Source organism: Methanonatronarchaeum thermophilum, from assembly GCF_002153915.1.
In the GTDB taxonomy this organism is placed as follows: domain Archaea; phylum Halobacteriota; class Methanonatronarchaeia; order Methanonatronarchaeales; family Methanonatronarchaeaceae; genus Methanonatronarchaeum; species Methanonatronarchaeum thermophilum.
The window spans coordinates 95,001-113,669 of record NZ_MRZU01000002.1; the positions used below are offsets into that span (position 1 = coordinate 95,001).

General features: G+C 40.2%; 19 protein-coding genes (1 of these 19 cut by a window edge). 17 read left to right on the forward strand and 2 right to left on the reverse strand.

What is annotated here, in order from left to right; all coding sequences use genetic code 11:
• The 4 genes from secY to AMET1_RS00540 form a co-directional block, all read left to right on the forward strand.
• Nucleotides 1-256, forward strand: the final stretch of a protein-coding gene (secY, locus tag AMET1_RS00525; protein WP_086636535.1) for a preprotein translocase subunit SecY. 1,244 nt of this gene lie to the left of the window's left edge; 256 of the gene's 1,500 nt are visible here — the last part of the coding sequence; its start codon lies beyond the left edge, outside the window; the stop codon is at nt 254-256.
• 189 nt (nt 257-445) lie between these two features.
• Nucleotides 446-1,366 (forward strand): GTP cyclohydrolase MptA, encoded by a 921-nt coding sequence (mptA, locus tag AMET1_RS00530; protein WP_086636536.1) that lies wholly within the window; start codon nt 446-448, stop codon nt 1,364-1,366.
• A 164-nt stretch (nt 1,367-1,530) separates the two neighbouring features.
• The gene (gene psmB / locus AMET1_RS00535; protein WP_086636537.1) at nt 1,531-2,133 is read left to right on the forward strand and encodes an archaeal proteasome endopeptidase complex subunit beta; all 603 of its coding nucleotides are present in this window, start codon (nt 1,531-1,533) and stop codon (nt 2,131-2,133) included.
• 47 nt (nt 2,134-2,180) lie between these two features.
• Nucleotides 2,181-4,085: a beta-CASP ribonuclease aCPSF1 gene (locus AMET1_RS00540; RefSeq protein WP_086636538.1), complete on the forward strand. Its 1,905-nt coding sequence runs from the start codon at nt 2,181-2,183 to the stop codon at nt 4,083-4,085.
• A gap of 347 nt (nt 4,086-4,432) precedes the next feature.
• On the opposite strand, the gene AMET1_RS00545 is transcribed toward AMET1_RS00540, so the two are convergent.
• Nucleotides 4,433-5,623, reverse strand: a complete 1,191-nt coding sequence (locus AMET1_RS00545; protein ID WP_086636539.1) for a V4R domain-containing protein — start codon at nt 5,621-5,623, stop codon at nt 4,433-4,435.
• Nucleotides 5,624-5,640: 17 nt separating this feature from the next.
• A complete protein-coding gene (locus tag AMET1_RS00550; protein WP_086636540.1) occupies nt 5,641-5,916 on the reverse strand; it encodes a hypothetical protein in 276 nt (91 codons plus the stop codon).
• 221 nt (nt 5,917-6,137) lie between these two features.
• Between AMET1_RS00550 and AMET1_RS00555 the strand changes: the two genes are divergently transcribed.
• The 13 genes from AMET1_RS00555 to AMET1_RS00615 all read left to right on the forward strand — a co-directional run bounded on the left by AMET1_RS00555 (nt 6,138) and on the right by AMET1_RS00615 (nt 18,643).
• Complete coding sequence (locus AMET1_RS00555) at nt 6,138-8,132, forward strand: 4Fe-4S binding protein (protein WP_161490688.1); 1,995 nt, start codon at nt 6,138-6,140, stop codon at nt 8,130-8,132.
• A complete protein-coding gene (locus tag AMET1_RS00560) occupies nt 8,129-8,767 on the forward strand; it encodes a TorD/DmsD family molecular chaperone (RefSeq protein WP_086636542.1) in 639 nt (212 codons plus the stop codon). Before AMET1_RS00555 ends, AMET1_RS00560 begins: the two co-directional genes overlap by 4 nt.
• A 181-nt stretch (nt 8,768-8,948) precedes the next feature.
• A complete protein-coding gene (locus AMET1_RS00565; RefSeq protein WP_201721220.1) occupies nt 8,949-11,834 on the forward strand; it encodes a molybdopterin-dependent oxidoreductase in 2,886 nt (961 codons plus the stop codon).
• 26 nt (nt 11,835-11,860) lie between these two features.
• Nucleotides 11,861-12,379 carry a 4Fe-4S dicluster domain-containing protein gene (locus AMET1_RS00570; protein ID WP_086636543.1) on the forward strand — a complete coding sequence of 173 codons (519 nt, stop codon included), beginning with the start codon at nt 11,861-11,863 and terminating at the stop codon, nt 12,377-12,379.
• Nucleotides 12,380-12,425: 46 nt separating this feature from the next.
• Nucleotides 12,426-12,698, forward strand: a complete 273-nt coding sequence (locus AMET1_RS00575) for a hypothetical protein (protein WP_143406777.1) — start codon at nt 12,426-12,428, stop codon at nt 12,696-12,698.
• Entirely contained in the window at nt 12,699-13,358 is a 660-nt protein-coding gene (locus AMET1_RS00580) for a formate dehydrogenase subunit gamma (RefSeq protein ID WP_086636545.1), read from the forward strand.
• Between the two features lies 1 nt (nt 13,359).
• Complete coding sequence (locus tag AMET1_RS00585; RefSeq protein ID WP_086636546.1) at nt 13,360-13,557, forward strand: hypothetical protein; 198 nt, start codon at nt 13,360-13,362, stop codon at nt 13,555-13,557.
• Nucleotides 13,558-13,838: 281 nt separating this feature from the next.
• A complete protein-coding gene (gene ahbA / locus AMET1_RS00590) occupies nt 13,839-14,273 on the forward strand; it encodes a siroheme decarboxylase subunit alpha (protein WP_143406778.1) in 435 nt (144 codons plus the stop codon).
• Nucleotides 14,274-14,284: 11 nt separating this feature from the next.
• The gene (ahbB, locus tag AMET1_RS00595; protein ID WP_086636548.1) at nt 14,285-14,782 is read left to right on the forward strand and encodes a siroheme decarboxylase subunit beta; all 498 of its coding nucleotides are present in this window, start codon (nt 14,285-14,287) and stop codon (nt 14,780-14,782) included.
• Nucleotides 14,779-15,402 carry a precorrin-2 dehydrogenase/sirohydrochlorin ferrochelatase family protein gene (locus tag AMET1_RS00600; RefSeq protein WP_086636549.1) on the forward strand — a complete coding sequence of 208 codons (624 nt, stop codon included), beginning with the start codon at nt 14,779-14,781 and terminating at the stop codon, nt 15,400-15,402. Before ahbB ends, AMET1_RS00600 begins: the two co-directional genes overlap by 4 nt.
• Entirely contained in the window at nt 15,395-16,687 is a 1,293-nt protein-coding gene (gene hemA, locus AMET1_RS00605; RefSeq protein ID WP_086636550.1) for a glutamyl-tRNA reductase, read from the forward strand. Before AMET1_RS00600 ends, hemA begins: the two co-directional genes overlap by 8 nt.
• On the forward strand, nt 16,638-17,420 hold the full coding sequence (locus AMET1_RS00610) for a uroporphyrinogen-III synthase (RefSeq protein ID WP_161490689.1): 783 nt from the start codon (nt 16,638-16,640) through the stop codon (nt 17,418-17,420). Before hemA ends, AMET1_RS00610 begins: the two co-directional genes overlap by 50 nt.
• Complete coding sequence (locus AMET1_RS00615; protein WP_086636552.1) at nt 17,417-18,643, forward strand: radical SAM/SPASM domain-containing protein; 1,227 nt, start codon at nt 17,417-17,419, stop codon at nt 18,641-18,643. The genes AMET1_RS00610 and AMET1_RS00615 overlap by 4 nt, the downstream gene beginning before the upstream one ends.
• Nucleotides 18,644-18,669 lie beyond the last annotated feature (26 nt).

An 18,669-nucleotide genomic window follows, 5' to 3' on the forward strand; every position in this document is an offset into this window, starting at 1 on the left:
AGGAATGCAGATACCCGGATTCAGGCGAAATGCATCAGTAATGGAAAAGATACTGAAAAAATACATACCAGCCGTTACAATCCTAGGTGGCTTGATACTCGGATTAATAGCCGCATTCGCAAACCTACTCGGAACAATAGGAATGGCAACAGGTACAGGTATACTCCTAACAGTCGGTATCCTCTACAGACTATACGAAGAGATGGCCGAAGAACAGCTAATGGAGATGTACCCAGCACTAAGAAAAATGTTCTAAAAAAAGCAACCCAAACAAACTACCAACCGACCAATAAAAAACGGTCGGTTGACATCACCCAACCCAACATAACTCAACTTAATTCAGTTGGGTATGTGGGATTAATATTTTTTTATTACAACTCAAATCTAAAATAAGACACAATTGATTTCAGTTATATAAAACTAAATTAATTGAAGGTATATTAAAATGACACTTCCAGATGTTCAAGCCGATAAACCAAGCGTTCCCGTTGACCTAACCAGAGTAGGGGTTTCAAACATAAGAAAACACGTTGAGTTACGTACAGAAGGGTCTGATAGGCCTATGATATTGCTATCTGAATTTAACATTTCAGTTGATCTTCCATCTGATAGAAAAGGAGCTAATCTATCACGGAACTTTGAGGCAATAGATGAAGTATTGGAGCGGGCCGTAGAGGAACCTGTATGTGAGATAGAAAGCCTATGTGTTGAGGTAGCTAAGGAAATTCTTGAGAGACATGAATACGCAAATAGAGCAGAAGTAAATATGGAAAGCGAGTTTTCAATGAAGAAAAAGGCTCCGGTTTCAGAAATAGCTTCTCAAGACATAATCAAGATTTTCGCACGTGCAGTAGCAACACCTGAAGGAGTAAGAAATCGAGTAGGAACTGAAGTAAAAGGTACCACCGCCTGTCCATGCGCACAAGGAATAATGGCAGAGAACATCCGGGAAGTATTACAAAACCTAGATATACCAAAATCTAAGGCAGATACGATACTCAAAGAAATACCTATCGCGACACATAACCAAAGAGGTCGGGGGAGTATATCAATTGAAGTTCCGGTAGGATACGAAGTTCCAATCGAAAAACTAGTGGAAATAATAGAAAGATCCATGAGTTCAAGAATATACGAACTACTTAAACGGGAAGACGAAGCAGAGGTAGTGGAAAAAGCACATAAAAACCCAGTTTTTGTAGAAGATGCAGTAAGAAACATGATAGCATACATAGTAGAAGAATTTCCAAACCTACCCGACAACGCACTAATAACTGCAAGACAGATAAACGAAGAAAGCATCCACAGCCACAACGCCTTCGCCGAAAGAGCCGCCGAAATGGGAGAACTCAGAAAAGAAGTCAAATAAAAAACCACTATACAAAGAGATTGTGAAATTAAAACAAAAAAACATAACACATATAGTTATCGTTGTATGGGTGTTTCAGCAAGTTTTAAGTATTTTTGAAGACATCTCTTTTTAACAGCGATTTGTGAACTGATTTTTTTAACGCAAATTCTAGGTGCTTTATTATGGAAAGCGGTGACAAATTTAAAGGTACAACTACCGTAGGTTTAGTGTGCAGAGATGGTGTAGTGCTTGGGTCCGAGAGACGTGCTAGTATGGGTAACCTGATAGCCAGTAAAAGAGCTAAAAAAGTTTTTCAAATTGAGGACACAATCGGCTTGACTATGGCTGGCTCAGTTGGAGACGCCCAAAAACTGGTTCGATCTATAAAAGCGGAAACCAAGCTCTATAAACTCAAGCGAGAGAAACCGATAAGTGTTAAGGCCACTTCAACCCTGATGTCGAATATACTTGGAGGAGGAATACTCCCGTATTACGTACAGCTAGTTATCGGAGGGGTTGATAAAGATAGGTCAAGCATCTATGTACTTGACCCTGGAGGAGGGTGTCTCGAAGAAAAACTTACTTCAACCGGCTCCGGCTCACCAATTGCATACGGTGTGCTTGAAGACAGATACAACGAAGAGATAACGGTTGATGAAGGAGTCGACATTGCAGCAAGGGCCTTAAAAGCTGCTATGGAGAGAGATTCTTCTTCCGGAAACGGCATAGATATAGCCAAAATAACCAGTGATGGTTTTGAGATTTTAGATGAGAACGAGATATAAAACGAATTTAAAAACTAATTATAACCTTTTTTAGAAACGGAAATAGAATGTCAGTCCAACAGACTTTGAACGAGATTAGGGATCGAATAATAGAAGAGGTCCCGAAAGAAATAACAATTTCAAACGTAGAGTTCGAAGGTCCTGAAGTAGTTATCTACACAGAAGACCCTCGAAAATTCGCAAAAGACGGAGACATCGTGAGAGAACTAGCTAAGAAACTCAGAAAGAGAGTTACAGTAAGACCAAACGTAAAGGTACTTTCAGATCCAGAGAAAGCAAGAAACAAAATAAAAGAAATAGTCCCAGACGACGCTGGAATCAGCAACATCTATTTCGACTCCGAGTTCGGAGAAGCAACAGTAGAAGCTGAAAAACCAGGGCTCGTTATAGGTAAATACGGATCTACATTAAGAGAGATAACAGAAAATATCGGATGGACACTAAAAGTAATACGCAAACCACCAATAGAAACACCAATAGTGCAAAGCGTAAGACAATACATACGAGCCCAAAGCGAAGAAAGAAAAGAGATACTCAAGAGAGTAGGACGTAAAATACATAGAGAACCCACTTCAGAAGAAGAATGGGTTAGAACCACCCACCTAGGAGGTTCAAGAGAAGTCGGCCGATCCTCAATACTACTAACCACACCCGAATCAAGAGTACTAGTAGACTGTGGAATAAAACCAGGATCAAACCAAACACCATACCTACATATACCCGAAGCCTACCCAATAAGCGACATAGACGCAGTAGTAATAACCCACGCACACCTAGACCACAGCGGCCTAATACCATTACTCTACAAATATGGATACGAAGGCCCCATATACTGCACCGCACCAACAAGAGACCTGATGGCATTACTTCAACTAGACTACATAGATATAGCCGCCAGAGAATCCGACCGAATACCATACAACTCCAAAATGGTTCGAGAAGCAACAAAACACGCAATACTACTCGAATACGGCGAAGTAACAGACATAGCCCCAGACATAAGACTAACACTACACAACGCCGGCCACATACTAGGCTCCAGCATGGCACACTTCCACATAGGCGAAGGACTATACAACGTAACAGTAACAGGTGACTTCAACTCAGGAAAATCCAGACTATTCGACTCAGCATCAAACAACTTCCCAAGAGTAGAAGCATTAATAATGGAATCAACCTACGGCGGAGCACAAGACAACCAACCATCAAGAAGAAGAGGAGAAGACAAACTCGTCGACATAGTCAACAAAACCACAAGACGAGGAGGAAAAGTCATAATACCAGCATTCGCAGTAGGAAGATCACAAGAAACAATGCTCGTAATCGAAGAACACATGCGAAATGGCAAAATGGACAAAGTACCAGTATACCTAGACGGAATGATATGGGAAGCAACAGCCATACACACAACATACCCAGAATACCTAAACGAAAAAATCAAAAACAGAATATTCCACAAAGAAAAAAACCCATTCCTATCAGACATATTCCACAGAGTCGACAGCAACAACATGAGAGAAGAAGTAATCAAAGGAGAACCCTGCGTAATACTATCAACCTCAGGAATGCTAAACGGAGGACCAATAATACAATACTTCAAACAACTAGCACCAGACCCTGAAAACAACCTAACATTCGTCGGATACCAAGCCGAAGGAACACTCGGAAGACGCATACAAAAAGGATGGGACGAAGTACCACTATCAGGTGGAAACGAAAGAACAGAAAGCGTCAAAGTACGACTAGAAATAGACAGCATAGAAGGATTCTCAGGACACAGCGACCGACAACAACTAATCGAATTCATACGCAGCATGAAATCCAAACCAGAAAAAGTACTAACAGTACACGGAGACGAAGAAAAATGCATCGACCTCGCATCAACACTCTACAAAAAATTCCACATGGACACACTCGCACCCAAAAACCTAGAAACAACCAGATACATATAAAAAAACGAAAAAACCAACACAGACAACACAAACCAAAAACCAGATCTAAACTAAAAACACATCACAACTTCAACACAACAGCATAACAAACACCTCTACAGCTCTAACATAGTGATACGTCGGTTTCACTATACAACTTTTCTAAACATTAGAAGAGAAATCCAATAAAACCAAATATAGAAAATAAAAAAAATAACTATCCACATACAACCTATCTCCACGCACAAAATAAAAAACATAAAAACTAGATATTTCTAACAATAACTAAAACACTATAACTAAAACCTAAGTTATTGCAACATAAAAAAACAGGAAACAAAACAAATAAAAATTTAGTTTAGTTTAGTTTAGTTTTCTTGGATTATGTGTGTGCAGTTTTCGGTTGATTTGGCGTTGCAGTTTATTTCTTTGGTTTTGTAGTCTTTGTTTTGTGTGTGTGAGAATATTCCTGCGAATATTCCGGAGTTGTAGTGGCATATTTCGTTGTCTAGGTTTAGGTCGCTGGTGTATGCGCATTCTTCTATTTCGATTTTAAATGTGTTGTATCCTTCTCTGGTTGTTTTTAGTATTCCTAGTCCTAGTTTTTTCCACATTTCGGGTAGGACTCGTTCTATTTGGTATATGTTGTTTATTCCTATTGCTGATAGTATGCGGGCTAGTCGGTAGCCTTGTTGGTATCCTGCGTCATATAGGTTTTGGCTTCCTGTGTTGTAGTCTTTGACGTAGAAGGTTAGGTAGTATTTTTGTAGTGCTTTTATTGTTATGTCTGATCCGAGTTCTGGTCTTGGTTTGCTTTTGAGGTCTCTGCCTACTATGTTTAGGGTTTTGTTTGTTATTTCTTCTAGTAGTGGGGAGTAGTCTTCTTTTTTTCTTGAGTCTGCCATCATTGATGATAGTCTGTTTTTGAATCCGAAGCTGAATCTTGGTGAGAGGTCGAGGTATTTTCTCATGTTTTCGATTGTTTTTTCTTCTGGTCCTAGTATGATTTCACAGGAGTTGTGGCCTGTTGCGTTACATTTGGTTTCGTAGGCTATCCAGTTGCCGAATCTGCTTCCTATTAATCCTGATAGTAGTCCGGAGAGCATGAAGCAGTAGGGTCGTTTTATGTTTGATGAGTTGAAGGATTCGATGCTTTCTTTGACTTCTATGTGTATTTGGTTTTCTTCTAGGTTGGTTTTCTTTAGGTTTACTACTCCGTAACCCATTTTTTTTAGTATTTTGTTGACATGTTCGTTGACGATTGATTGTATGTGTTTTTCTTTTTTTTCGTTTGTTAGTTTTTGGAAATCTTTTTGGTAAAAATCGTTTAAGCCTGTTTTTTCACACCAATCGTTAACCTCTTTGTTTAGGATGTTTTTTGTATGTGTGTATGTGTTGGTGAGTAGTGTTGGGTCGAATAGGAATATACTGGATTGTAGTTGTTTGAAGGTATAGATATCTACTGTTTCCCCTAGCTCTTCTCTTGTTTGCACCTCGTTTTCGGTCCAAGCGGATGGTTTGTGTTTATGTAGGTTGTGTAATGCTTCTTCAATTGTCAAGTTTGGCCACCTTTAGGTTATAGTCCCAGTTTTTTTCTAAACCATGTTAGTAGTGTTAGGCCTAGTAGTACTAGGATGTATCCGATGGTTGTTAGGTATAGTTGTATGTTTTCTTGGTTGGTTAAGAGTATGTTTATAAAAAGCCCTATCGATACGAAGGCGAATCCAATGCCTATCAGCGTTAGACCTCTTCTGTAGTATTTTACTTCTGAGACCTGAACTCCGTATAGTGAGAACAGTACTATCATTAGTGAAAGGAAGAATAGGAATAGCTCTATGTATGTTTCGTACATTTTCTCTAATACCATTAATGTAATTTAACTTAAAATATTCCTTTTGTGGAGTAATTTAAATTATATTATTGTTGGAGTTTACTTAAATTAAGGTTGTTAAACTCTGTTTTTTTTGGTTTTGGTGTTTTTTTTTCGATTGTTTTTTTGGGTTTGTTAGGGGTTTGTTTTTTTACCTAAAATTTAATGAGCTGTAGATGTTCTTAGTATTTGGTGTGTTATTTTTGAAAACTGGTGTGTTGTTTTGTACTTGTAATGGTAGGGTTGATGTTAGGTATAAGGATGTTAAGAAGGTTGAGGGAGCTGAGGTTGTTGAGTTGGTTGATGTTGGGTGTGGTGAGTCTGGGTTGGAGGTTTTGAAGAGGGATATTGAGAGAAACGATTTGGATTCTGTTGTTGTTGGTTGTAGTTATGGTGGGGGTGGGTTTGTTGATGCTTGTTCTGAGGTTGGGGTTAAGCCTGAGAATGTTGGTTTTGTTAATTTAAGGGATCTTTGTTTGTCTGTTGGTGGTAAAGAGGGTGTTGAGGCTGCGAAAAGGGCTGTTGCAGGTGAGATTGAGAAGTTAAGTTCTTTGGAACATCCTAGGGATATGGCTGTTAATATTGGGGAGAGTGTGTTTGTTGTTGGTGGTGGAGATGTTGTGGATAGAGTGGTTGATTACTTATCTCGTGATTTGGATGTAGTTCAGTTGGTTCCGGAGGATATCGATGTTGGTTATGAGCGGTTGGTTGGTGGGCAATCGGTTTATCAAGGCGATGTTTTTAAGGTTGAGGGTCGTGTTGGGGGTCTTGAGGTTGGTGTGTCTAAGGAGAGTGCTGTTGATTTAGATATGTGTATAGGTTGTGATAGGTGTCGTTTGGAATGTGATTTAGATGCTTTTACATCGGGCTATAGGGTTTTAGATGTTTGTGATGAATGTATGGATTGTGTTGATGTATGTCCGGTTGATGCTATTGAGATTGGTAGGAATGAGAAAAGGTTGTTTGAAACGGATCAGGTTTTGTTTTCGGAAGATTCATTAGGTTTAGGTGTTGATGAACTCCCATCCGGGGTCTATGTGTTGGGTGAAGATGGTTTAGAGGGTGTTTCAAGTGTTTTAGAGAGGGCTGGGGGTTTCCGAAAGGATGTTTGGCTTGATGTGAAGCATGAGTTGTGTAACAGTGTTGGTCCAGGTGGTAGTGAAGGCTGTTCCTATTGCATGGATTTATGTCCGGCTGATGCTGTTTGGATTGATGGTGAGGGGGTTCATTTTGATAGGGTTGAGTGCACCGGCTGTGGGTTGTGTTCTTCTATCTGTCCGCTTTCTGTTCCGAACCACAAGATGTCTAATAAATCGTATTTCAATGTGGTTGACAGTGTTTTGTATGAGAAGGGTGGTTTGTTGAGAAAGGATCCATTGGATAAACATGTTGTTTTGTTTGGATCTAGAGAGGGGTTGAGAGAGTATGGTAAGGCTGTTCGTAGTGGTGTGGAAGTTTCGCCTTACATACCTATTGAGGTGAGGCCTGGTAGTTTATCTGCTGCTTTGGTTGTATATACGGCGTGTAAGGCTGATGGTGTTGTTGTTTTGGGTCAGGTTTCTCCAGCGGTTGATATGGCTCAAGCGATAGTTGATGAACTTGGTGTTGGTAGGGTTGGTGTGATGGCTGGTGGGGTTGATGTTTCTTGGCTGGATATGTTTTATCGATCTGTTGTAACTGGTAACCGGATTGGTGTGAGCCGTCCGGATAGCTATGAGAATAGGGAGGCTCTTGTTGGTTTGTTAGAGGAGTTGGATGTTGAGGGGGTTGTAGAGGGTAGGTATTCTTTCGGTTTTGTTGATGTTTCAGGTGACTGTACGCTCTGTAATGCTTGTGCGAATGCATGTCAAACCGGTGCGTTGATCCGTAAGGATAATGAACTGGTTTTTCGACATGAGAGGTGTACTGGCTGTGGGTTGTGTATTGAGGTGTGTCCTGAAGACGCCGTTGATATCGATTACCTAATAGATTTCGACAGTCTTGGTGTTGATGTTGGTTTGGTTGAATCTGAGATGATGTGTTGTAAGGAGTGTGGGAAGGAATTTATAAGTATGGAGGCATACAGGAAGGTTGTGGATTCTCTTGAGAGTGCTGGTGGCTCCAAATCTGAGGATAGGGTTGGTTTGATTGAGTATTGTGAGGATTGTAGGCCTATGGTTGCTCTCCGTGATCTTGGAAGTCCAGGTGATGATTTATGAATATTGAAGAGCTGTTTGAACTTAGGAAGTATTATTATAGTTTTTTGCAAAGGATGTTTTTAGAGGAACCTCCTCGAGTGATGGCTGAGGATTTGGCTTCTGGAGATTTTTTGATTCCAGATGAAGAGGAAAATCCTTGGTTGGATAGTGATATGGTTAGGGGTTTTGGTTTGATTGAGGATTATATGGAGAGCCATGATGACCCTGATTTGATTAAGAAGGATTTGGATCGGGAGTTTACAAGGATTTTTTTAGGGCCTGTGAAGAAGGAGGTTATTCCTTATGAATCTTTTTATGTTGATGGTGAGTTGAGGTCTGATTCTCTTCTTGAGGTTAAGAAGTTCCTTAGGAAGATTCAGTATGGGAAGACTGAGGATTTCAGTAAGACTGAGGATCATATCGCTTTTGAGTTTGATGTGATGCGGCATCTTTGTGATAGGGCTTTAGATGGAGATGAGGATGCTATTGTTTATCAGAGGGAGTTTTTAGAGGACCATATATTTGTTTGGGTTCCTGATATGTGTGGTGATTTGGTTGAGTCTGATGAGTCTAGTTTTTATGAGGCTGTGGGTCTCATAACAAATGGTTTTCTCAGTTTTGAGAGGGATAATTTTGTGGGGATAACTGGGGATTAAACCCTAGTTTTATTGTTTTTTTCCCCGACCAGTTGTTTTGTGTGTACTGGTTGGTTTAACTGTGTTATTACTGGTGCTTATTTTACACACACCCATAATATAATTATTAATCATGAAAAACTATTTAAGTTTCATAGATTTACTTTTCAAAGGAATATGAAAACACGGGGGTTTTACATAAATGGATAAACCAGAAAACAAAAGTCTAATAGATAAAGCAAAACTTAAACGGCGGACCTTCTTAAAGGCAACCGCCCTCACAACAGCCGCCGGACTGGCGGGCTACTCAAAATCCCGCGACTACTTCGACGGCATGATAGGATCAGTCGACGCAGCTCCAGAAGGAGATGAAGAGCTAGTGAAGACAATATGTACAAACTGTTCACTAGGCTGCGGCCTAAAAGCAAGAGTCGTAGATGGAGAATTCGTCGGACAAGAAGCATGGAAAGAACATCCAGTAAACAGAGGAGGAATGTGCTCCAAAGGAAACGCAGAACACCAACTAGTAAAAACACCAAACAGAGTAGAAGCACCAATGCTCAAAGAAGGAGGCGACTGGCAAAGACTGGATTGGGACACCGCATTAGACGACATAGCTGACAAACTACTCGACATAAGAGAAGAATACGGTCCAGACTCAGTAATGTGGATGGGTTCAGCAAAAATCAGCAACGAAGAAGCATACATGTTCAGAAAACTAACCGCATTCTGGGGAACAAACAACGTAGACCATCAAGCAAGAATATGCCACTCAACAACAGTCTTCGGACTCGCCAACACATGGGGATACGGCGCCCAAACAAACAACGTAAACGACCTTTCAAACACAAAATGTGCATTCTTCATAGGGTCCAACGCAGCAGAAGCTCACCCAGCAACAATGAGACACGTAATAGAAGCAAGAGAAGAAAACGACGCAAAAATAGTAGTTGCAGACCCAAGATACACAAAAACAGCAGCACAAGCAGACCTATACGTACCATTCAGATCCGGAACCGACATACCACTAATAATGTACGTAATCAAAAAAGCCATAGACGAAGGTAAGTACGACGAAGAAATGATAGAAAACCGGACATATGGATTCCCAGTACTAAAAGAAGCCATAGAAAACTACGACAAAGAAACAGTCTCAAACATATGCGGAACACCAGAAGATAAACTCGAAGAACTAGCAGACATATTGATAGAAAACAGCGGCGAAGACGGTCCAATGGCAATTCAATACTCAATGGGGTCAACACAACACAGCAAAGGAGCACAAAACACCAGAATATACGCAATACTACAACTAGTACTAGGGAACATGGGTAAACCAGGTGGAGGACTAAACGCATTAAGAGGCCACGACAACGTACAAGGCGCAACAGACATGTGTATACTATCACACACACTACCAGCCTACTACGGATTAGATGAAGGCGCATGGAAACATTGGTGCAAAGTCTGGGACGTAGACTACGACTGGATATCAGACAGATTCGAAAACAAAGAACTAATGGAAACAGACGGCTTCACAGTATCAAGATGGTATGAAGGCGTTATAAAAGACGAAGACGAAATAGACCAACCAAACAACGTAAAAGCAGTCGTCGTATGGGGACACAGCCTCAACTCCATAACCGAGATGGAAAGAGAAAAACAAGCACTAGACGAAGCAGACCTCGTCGTAATCGTAAACCCATACCCATCAGCAGCATCCGCATTAACAGACCGAGAAGACGACCTATACCTACTACCAGCCTGCACACAACTAGAAGAAGAAGGAAGCGTAAGCAGTACATCAAGACAACAACAATGGAGATTCAAAGTAACAGACCCAATAGAAGACAGCAAACCAGACTACGAAATAATGCTAGAACTAGCCGACAGATTCGGATTTAAAGATGAGTTCGCTAAAAACAGAGACGGCGATTGGGAAGATATGCCCGAAGACGTCACAAGAGAAATCAACATGGGCTGCAAAACAATCCAATACACCGGAGGAACCCCAGAAACCCTCAAAGGCCACGCAGAATACAGCCACCACTTCGATCCAGACACACTACAAGCAGAAGGAGGAGAATACGACGGAGACTTCTTCGGAAAACCATGGCCATGTTGGAACGAAGACCACCCAGGAACACCGATACTCTACAGAAACGACATACCTGTATCAGAAGGAGGACACGACTTCCGAGTTCGATTCACAACCGAATCACCAACTAGAGAAGAACTACTCGACGGCCTAAACGACATGATGCAAGAGATAGTGGAGCCAGTAGTAGACGAAATAGCAGAAGTTAGCATGCTATCAGGAGAAAACGGACACGACCAACTAGCAGATGAATACGGAATAGAAGGAAGCTGGTCAAACGATTTAGAAACAGATTACAAAGAGGCATTAGATGCTAACAAAGTGCCAAGCGGACGTGGAAAAGCAAGAATCTACATTTGGGAATGGGCAAACCAAGGTGGAGATGGATTACCTGTACACCGTGAACCAATCAACAGTCCAAGACCAGACCTAATAGAAGAATACCCAACATACGCAGACCGAGAAAACCACTACCGACTTACAACAGAATTTGAAACAAAACAACAAGAAAGAAAAGACGATGCAGAAGAATACCCACTCGTACTAACAAGCGGTCGTCAAGTCGAACACATGGGTGGTGGAGCCGGAACAAGACAATCTTGGTGGCTTGTAGAACTACAACCTGAAATGTATGTAGAAATCAACCCAAGAAATGCAAACGACCTCAACATAAGAGATGAAGACATAGTATGGGTTGAAACAAGAGAAGGTAAGATACTTGTCAAAGCCAAAGTTACACGGAGACCGATGGAAGACCACGTATTCCTACCATACCACTGGTTCGGAATCTTCGGAGGAGAAGACCGAACAGACTACTACCCCGAAGACAAGATTCCATATGGAATTGGAGAACCAGCAAACAAAGTATGCAACTATGGATATGCATGGACCAGCCAGATGCAAGAAACGAAAGCAGGAATCTGTAAAATAGAGAAAGCCAGTAGCGAAGACGCAAGCAGATACCACGAAATCTACGAAAAAAGAAGCTAAACACAAAAAAAAGGAGGTAAAAGAAAATGGTAGAAAATACATATGGATTCCTCGTTGACGTATCACGCTGCATAGAGTGTGGAGGTTGCGAGGTCGCCTGTAAAAGAGAACAAGGAGTAGAGAGAGGCGTAAACTGGCGGAAAGTAGTTACAGTAGACGAAGGAGTTGAAGGCAAAGAAGAACACTGGCCCATGTCATGCCTACACTGCTCAGACGCACCCTGCGCCACAATATGCCCAGTTGACGCAATTGACCAAAGAGACGATGGAATCGTCACAGTAGACGAAGACGAATGCATCGGATGTGGATACTGCATATACGCATGTCCATTCGGCGCACCACAGTTCGGAAGAGACGGCGTAACAGGAAGTAAAGGAGTAATGAACAAATGCACATTCTGTGTAGACAGAATAGATGAAGGAAAAGAACCAGCATGCGCTGCAAACTGTGTAACCGGGGCAATACTAGCAGGCGACATGACCGAGATCACCGATGAATACAAAGAAAGAGTCGCAAAAACCGGAAAACCAATAGTGAGTCCCTGACCACAATGGTCACACTCCACACACCACTTTATTTGGGTGAACAACAGTGAGTAGTATGAACGAGATCAAGAAAAGGAAGAAACTATCGCTAGCCTCGGCAATAGCAGCGATAGCAATAATAATAGGAACACTCTGGTACGCCAGCGACTCCATAATCCCATTAACCGAGATAGATAGAATGCCAACACCAGACTACGGAGAAACAATGAACCTAGTCTACCTAATCCAAGACATCATGTACATAATCGTAGCACTCGGAATAATAGGGATACTATTCCTAGCATTGCTAAGCGTAATGAAATGGCGGAGGGAACACTAAATGACAGAATACCTAAAAAGATTCTCACCAAAACAAGTATACGTACACTTCCTATACGCAGTGTCAGTACTAGTCCTCTACGTAACAGGCCTACCCATATTCTTCCCAGACCAACTGGGCTGGATACTAACAATAATGGGTGGAGCCGAAGTGACAATGGTCATCCACCGAATTGCAGCAGTCGTAATGGCGTTCTCAGTAATATACTTCCTGATATACGCTGCAATCGCAACCATAATATACGACAAAGGCATCCTAAAAAGAGTATTACCAACACCCACCGACATAAAAGACCTAATGCTAGACGTAAAATACGCCTTCGGTCTTTCAGGTAAAAAACCAAGACTACCAAAATACGGATACCTAGAGAAAACCGAAGTATGGATAATAGGGGTGGAAGCAGTAATATTCATCGTAACCGGTCTAGTACTCTGGTTCCCAACACTATTCCTCGAATTCATGTCATTACAAACAGTACTCGCATTCCGATACATACACGGAGCATTCGCCGTACTAAGCCTCGCTGGATTCCTATTCCACTTCATGAACGTACACATGCATCCAGAGAAATACCCAATCGAAATGTCAATATTCTCCGGCGACATGGAGAAACAAGAAGCACAAGAAGAACATCCAAAATGGGTAGAAGGAGGCCAATAACATGAAAGACAACGACATGATCCGAAAAATAGGAGTACCACTAATCCTTCTATCGATAATCACACTACTACTAGGAGGAACACGGATATACGAAGGGATATTAGTAACAATAGGCATCAACCTAGCAATACTAATAGCGATAATAGGCGTAATAGCCATGTTCTACGGGATAATAAAAGCCTCAAAAAAACCGGAATAAAAACCTAAAACCAGACATCCCTTCAGGAAAATCTTTGGGGGATAAAACCTACACATAGTTTCCCCACTATCAAAAAATGTAGTAAACTCCCCCAAAACCACCTATTTTTTTTATATTTTTTTTACATCAAATCAATTAAAAAACACAAAAAACAAACACCAATAGATACAATAGTTTTAAACAAGATCACATCCTTTGTATTTCTTCCCTTATTTAGATTAGTAGGAATTTTTACATTAAAGATTAAAAACAATATTACGATGGATAAACTAGATAAACAGTTGCTTGAAAGGTTACAGTCTGATTTCCCTGTGATCGAAAAACCGTTTCACAAAATCGCTAGTGATTTAGATATAGAGCCACAGGAAGTTGTTAGTAGAGTAAAACACCTCAAAAACCAGGGATATATCCGCCGGATAGCTCCAATAATCGATTCACGAGAAATAGGTTTAACAGGTACTTTAGTAGCTATGAAGGTTCCTGAAAACCGGATTGAAGAGGTAGCGGAAACAGTAAACCAATACATTGAGGTATCGCACAACTACCAACGAAACCATGAATACAACCTATGGTATACACTATCAACAACCAGTAGACAGAAAATAGATCAAATAATCGATGAGATCTCAAGAGAAACTGGTATAGACGAAATAATTGAACTACCATCACTACAGATGTACAAAATAGGTGTTTCATTCTCATTTACAGATAAATAAAAAAAGATATCATGACCGAACTAAACCTAAATAAAAAGGAAAAAAAAGTTTTAACAGCTCTACAAGACGGAATCCCGATAACTGAAAACCCATATCAACAGATCGCTGAATCAATAGGGATGGAAACAAACGAACTTCTAAATATCGTTAAAGACCTAACTAAACAAGGTAAGGTAAGAAGATTTGGAGCTTCTATAAACCACTACAAAGCCGGAAAAAAATACAACGCGATGATTGTATGGGACGTACCAAACTACGATGTGGATAGAATCGGCCGTAAAATGACCGAGTACGAAGAAGTGTCACATTGCTACGAAAGACCACGTAGAAAAGACTGGAACTACAACCTATTCACAATGGTCCATGGTGAAAGCGAAGGGGAAACACAGGAAATAGCGAAAAAGATAAGCAAAGACCTCAACCTACATGAATACGAACTGATATATAGCACTAGAGAGTTCAAAAAAACAGGTGTAAAACTACCCAAACAAAAAACAAAACAAAAATGAAGCCATTAATTGTATCACTTGAAAACAAAAAAATAGTTATTTTTGGCGGCGGCTCGGTAGGACTACGTAAGGCCAAGTACTTCAAGGAAACAAAACTAACCGTAGTCAGCGACAGATTCCACCCAGAATTTAAAAAACTCGATGTAACACAAAAACAAACTAAGATAACTCCAAAAAACATAAATAGATTTATAGAAAACGCATTCCTCGTAATTCCAGCATTAGACAACAAAGAACTGAACAATAAAATCACAAAACAAGCGATGTCGAAAAACATACTAGTCAATCAGGTTGATGGTGAAGAAGGAGACGTAATAATCCCATCAACCATCCAAGACGAATACCTGATATCTATATCAAGTTTAGGAAGAAGTCCAGCCTTCTGTAAATACATGCGAAAAAAACTCGAAAAGGAGTTAGGACCTGAATATGGATTGATGGTGAAACTTCAAGATGAAATCCGAGAAACACTTAAAAAAGAAATAAAAAACCAAAAAGAGAGACAGGAAATATTATGGAGAGTAATCGAATCAGAAGAAATCTGGAGTTTATTACGAAAGAACTTTTACCAAAAAGCTGTTAAGAAAAGTAGAGAAATCATAGGAGAGAGAAATGGTTAATGTACTAGGACTCTTGGTAACCCATAAATGGGCTGAAATCGGACAGCTTGAATGCATAAGAATAGGCGATACAGATGAAGTAGTTAATGAATTACTCTCCTATGAAGGTGTAAACGAATGCGCTGTCCTGAAAACATGCCATAGAGTCGAGATATACATAGTTCCAGATACACTTCAAAAAGGCCGAGAAATACTATTAGACTATATCGGAAACCAAACAGAGATAGATATAGATCGTTATGTACGTTTCTATGCCGGAAAAAAACTATTACACCACATGCTAAGACTCGCCTCCGGATTAGAATCGATGGTGATAGGTGAAGACCAAATACTCGGTCAGTTAAGCGAAACATACCAACAATCAAGAGAACATGGAGCAGTTCAAGAAACCCTATCCCTCGCATTCGAAAAATCGATCAACGTCGGTAAACTCGTGCGAAATGAAACAAAAATAAACGAAGGATGCGTCTCAGTCGGCTCCGCTGCAGTAGACCTAGCTGAAGAGATACTCAACGACCTAACAGGAAAAAAAGTATTGATAATAGGAGCAGGAGAGATGGCAACACTCGTCGCCCAATCACTAAACGAACACAACCTCGGTGGCGTAACAGTTGCAAACAGAACATACGAAAGAGCAAAAAACCTTTCACGAAAAATCGATGGCCAGCCAATCAAATACAACCAATACACCAACCACCTCCCCCATGTCGACATAATAATAACCGCAACCGGAGCACCCCACCCAATAATAAAAAGAGATGACATCGAAAACGTAAATGGGAACAAACTGATAATAATAGATATATCAAACCCACGTGATGTCGACCATAAAGTCAGCGAGATAGAAAACGTAAATCTATTCGACATAGATGACCTAACGATAGTTACAGAAAAAAACCGGAAAAAACGATACAAAGAAGCCGAGAAAGCTGAACAGATATGCAAAAGAGAACTCGAACTCTTAATAAGGAAATATGAAGAAAAAAAAATCGACGACCTAATAGCCACCCTACACGAAAGAGCAGACAAAATACGTAGAGAAGAGATGCAGAAAGCATTACATAAACTATCTCTAGAAAACGGACAGCAAGAAATAATCGACGACCTAACACGATCTATAAAAAACAAAATACTCTCCGACCCAACAATAGCCCTAAAACAAGCGGCTGTGGAAAGAGATCAAAAACTAATAGAAACTGCATCACAAATATTCCAAATCAAAGATGAGGAAAAAAATGAAGGTATTCGCGATAACAAGACCAAAACCATCGATAGAGAAATCTAAAAAAATACTAAAAGAAAATGGATACAAACCCAAAGCAACACCCACAATCCAGTTATATCCCGAACACAACCAAGAATACAAAAAACTAATCCAAAACATACTAGAAGGCGAAACAGATATACTGATTTTAACAAGCCAAAACGGCGTCAAATACTTTTTCAACGGAATAGAAAACCAAAAAAAATTCAAACAAAAACTAAAAGAAATAACAGTCTACGCGATAGGCCCAAAAACACAGAAAGCACTAAAAAAACACAATGTAGATTCCCTAATACCAGAAATATACTCTTCAACAGGACTTGTAAAACAGATCGGAAACCAAGTAGATGGAAAACACATAGAGATCGCTAGAAGCAACCATGGAAGCCCAAAACTCTCAGAAGGCCTAAAGAAATATGGCGCAACAGTACATGATGTACCGATATACAAAGTAGGAATGCCCAGAAACAAAAAACCAATAAAAAAACTAATAAACGAAATAAACCAAAAACAAATCGATATAATCGGTTTCACAAGCCAAATGACAGTTAAAAACTACATGAAAGTCGCCAAAGAACTAGAAACCCAAAACAAAACAGTTAGACAAATGAACAACATGTATGTAGCAGCGATTGGACATCCAACCAAAGACATACTAAATGAATATGGGGTTAAAGAAGTAATAGTTCCTAAAGACTATTTATTTACTGAAATGGTCAAGGAAGTTAACAAAACCATTGAGGCAAGAAAATGATAGTATTCTCAAAACTACTCAGTGATAATGGAACCGTATACGAAGCAATGAGAGCCCGATACAAAAGATCTAAAGACATAGAAGACAGTTTAATCAGATTTTCAACCGACCTACGGCCAGTAGTAATGTGGAACATAACAAGAGAATGCAACCTCGACTGCAAACACTGCTACCTCGACGCAAAAGAACCACACCCAAACGAACTAACACTAAAAGAAGGCAAACAACTAATAGACGAACTAGCCGAAATGGAAATACCAATGTTGATATTCACCGGTGGAGAACCCCTAGCCAGCGATAAATTCTTCGACTACGCAAACTACGCAAAACAAAAAGGAGTAAGAACCGTCATATCAACAAACGGCACACTAATAACAGAAAAAAAAGCCCAGAAACTCAAAGAAGCCGGAATAAGATACGCAGGAGTAAGCCTCGACGGAGCAAAACCCAAAACACACGACAACTTCCGAGGAATAGAAGGAAGCTTCCAAAAAGCATTAAACGGAATCAAAAACGCTAAAAAAACCGGCATACGAACCGGAATCCGGCTAACCCTAAACCAAAAAAACTGGAACGAAGTCCCAGAACTACTCGACCTAGCACTAAAACACAACGTAGACCGTTTCTGCATATACCACCTAGTCCCCACAGGAAGAGGACAAAAAATAACCAACATGGACATAACACTCGAACAAAGAAAACAAGTACTAGACTACCTATACGAAAAAGCAATAGAACTAAGAAACAAAGAAATCGAAATCCTAACAACAGACTCACCAATGGACGGCGTATACATACTAGAAAGAATGAAACAAGAAGGAATAGACAAAGAACGAATAAACGAAATAAAAGAACTACTAGAACTATCCGGAGGATGCTCCATCGGAGCCAAAGTCGCCAACATCGACCACCTAGGAAACATAAACCCATGCCACTTCGCCCCACACAAAAAAATCGGCAACATACGAAACAAAAAATTCAGCCAAATATGGAACGAAAACCCAAACAAAACACTATGCAACCTAAGACAAAAAGAAAACAAACTACAAGGAAAATGCGGAGAATGCGACTACAAAACACTCTGCGGAGGATGCAGACAAAAAGCATGGCACCAAAAAGGAAATTTCTACGCCGAAGACCCCGAATGCCTATACAACCCAGAAACAGGCGAACTCAAAAAAACAATCACCACAAAAACAAAAACAAAAACAAAAACAAAATAAATAATAGTTCAGAAATAACAAACCTA

What these genes read in the sequence shown, in the direction of transcription:
- mptA (WP_086636536.1), top strand. Translation starts at nt 446, where the DNA reads ATGACACTTCCAGATGTTCAAGCCGATAAACCAAGCGTTCCCGTTGAC.
- psmB (WP_086636537.1), top strand. Translation starts at nt 1,531, where the DNA reads ATGGAAAGCGGTGACAAATTTAAAGGTACAACTACCGTAGGTTTAGTG.
- AMET1_RS00540 (WP_086636538.1), top strand. Translation starts at nt 2,181, where the DNA reads ATGTCAGTCCAACAGACTTTGAACGAGATTAGGGATCGAATAATAGAA.
- AMET1_RS00550 (WP_086636540.1), bottom strand. Translation starts at nt 5,916, where the DNA reads ATGTACGAAACATACATAGAGCTATTCCTATTCTTCCTTTCACTAATG.
- AMET1_RS00560 (WP_086636542.1), top strand. Translation starts at nt 8,129, where the DNA reads ATGAATATTGAAGAGCTGTTTGAACTTAGGAAGTATTATTATAGTTTT.
- AMET1_RS00565 (WP_201721220.1), top strand. Translation starts at nt 8,949, where the DNA reads ATGGATAAACCAGAAAACAAAAGTCTAATAGATAAAGCAAAACTTAAA.
- AMET1_RS00570 (WP_086636543.1), top strand. Translation starts at nt 11,861, where the DNA reads ATGGTAGAAAATACATATGGATTCCTCGTTGACGTATCACGCTGCATA.
- AMET1_RS00580 (WP_086636545.1), top strand. Translation starts at nt 12,699, where the DNA reads ATGACAGAATACCTAAAAAGATTCTCACCAAAACAAGTATACGTACAC.
- AMET1_RS00585 (WP_086636546.1), top strand. Translation starts at nt 13,360, where the DNA reads ATGAAAGACAACGACATGATCCGAAAAATAGGAGTACCACTAATCCTT.
- ahbB (WP_086636548.1), top strand. Translation starts at nt 14,285, where the DNA reads ATGACCGAACTAAACCTAAATAAAAAGGAAAAAAAAGTTTTAACAGCT.
- AMET1_RS00600 (WP_086636549.1), top strand. Translation starts at nt 14,779, where the DNA reads ATGAAGCCATTAATTGTATCACTTGAAAACAAAAAAATAGTTATTTTT.
- hemA (WP_086636550.1), top strand. Translation starts at nt 15,395, where the DNA reads ATGGTTAATGTACTAGGACTCTTGGTAACCCATAAATGGGCTGAAATC.
- AMET1_RS00610 (WP_161490689.1), top strand. Translation starts at nt 16,638, where the DNA reads ATGAAGGTATTCGCGATAACAAGACCAAAACCATCGATAGAGAAATCT.
- AMET1_RS00615 (WP_086636552.1), top strand. Translation starts at nt 17,417, where the DNA reads ATGATAGTATTCTCAAAACTACTCAGTGATAATGGAACCGTATACGAA.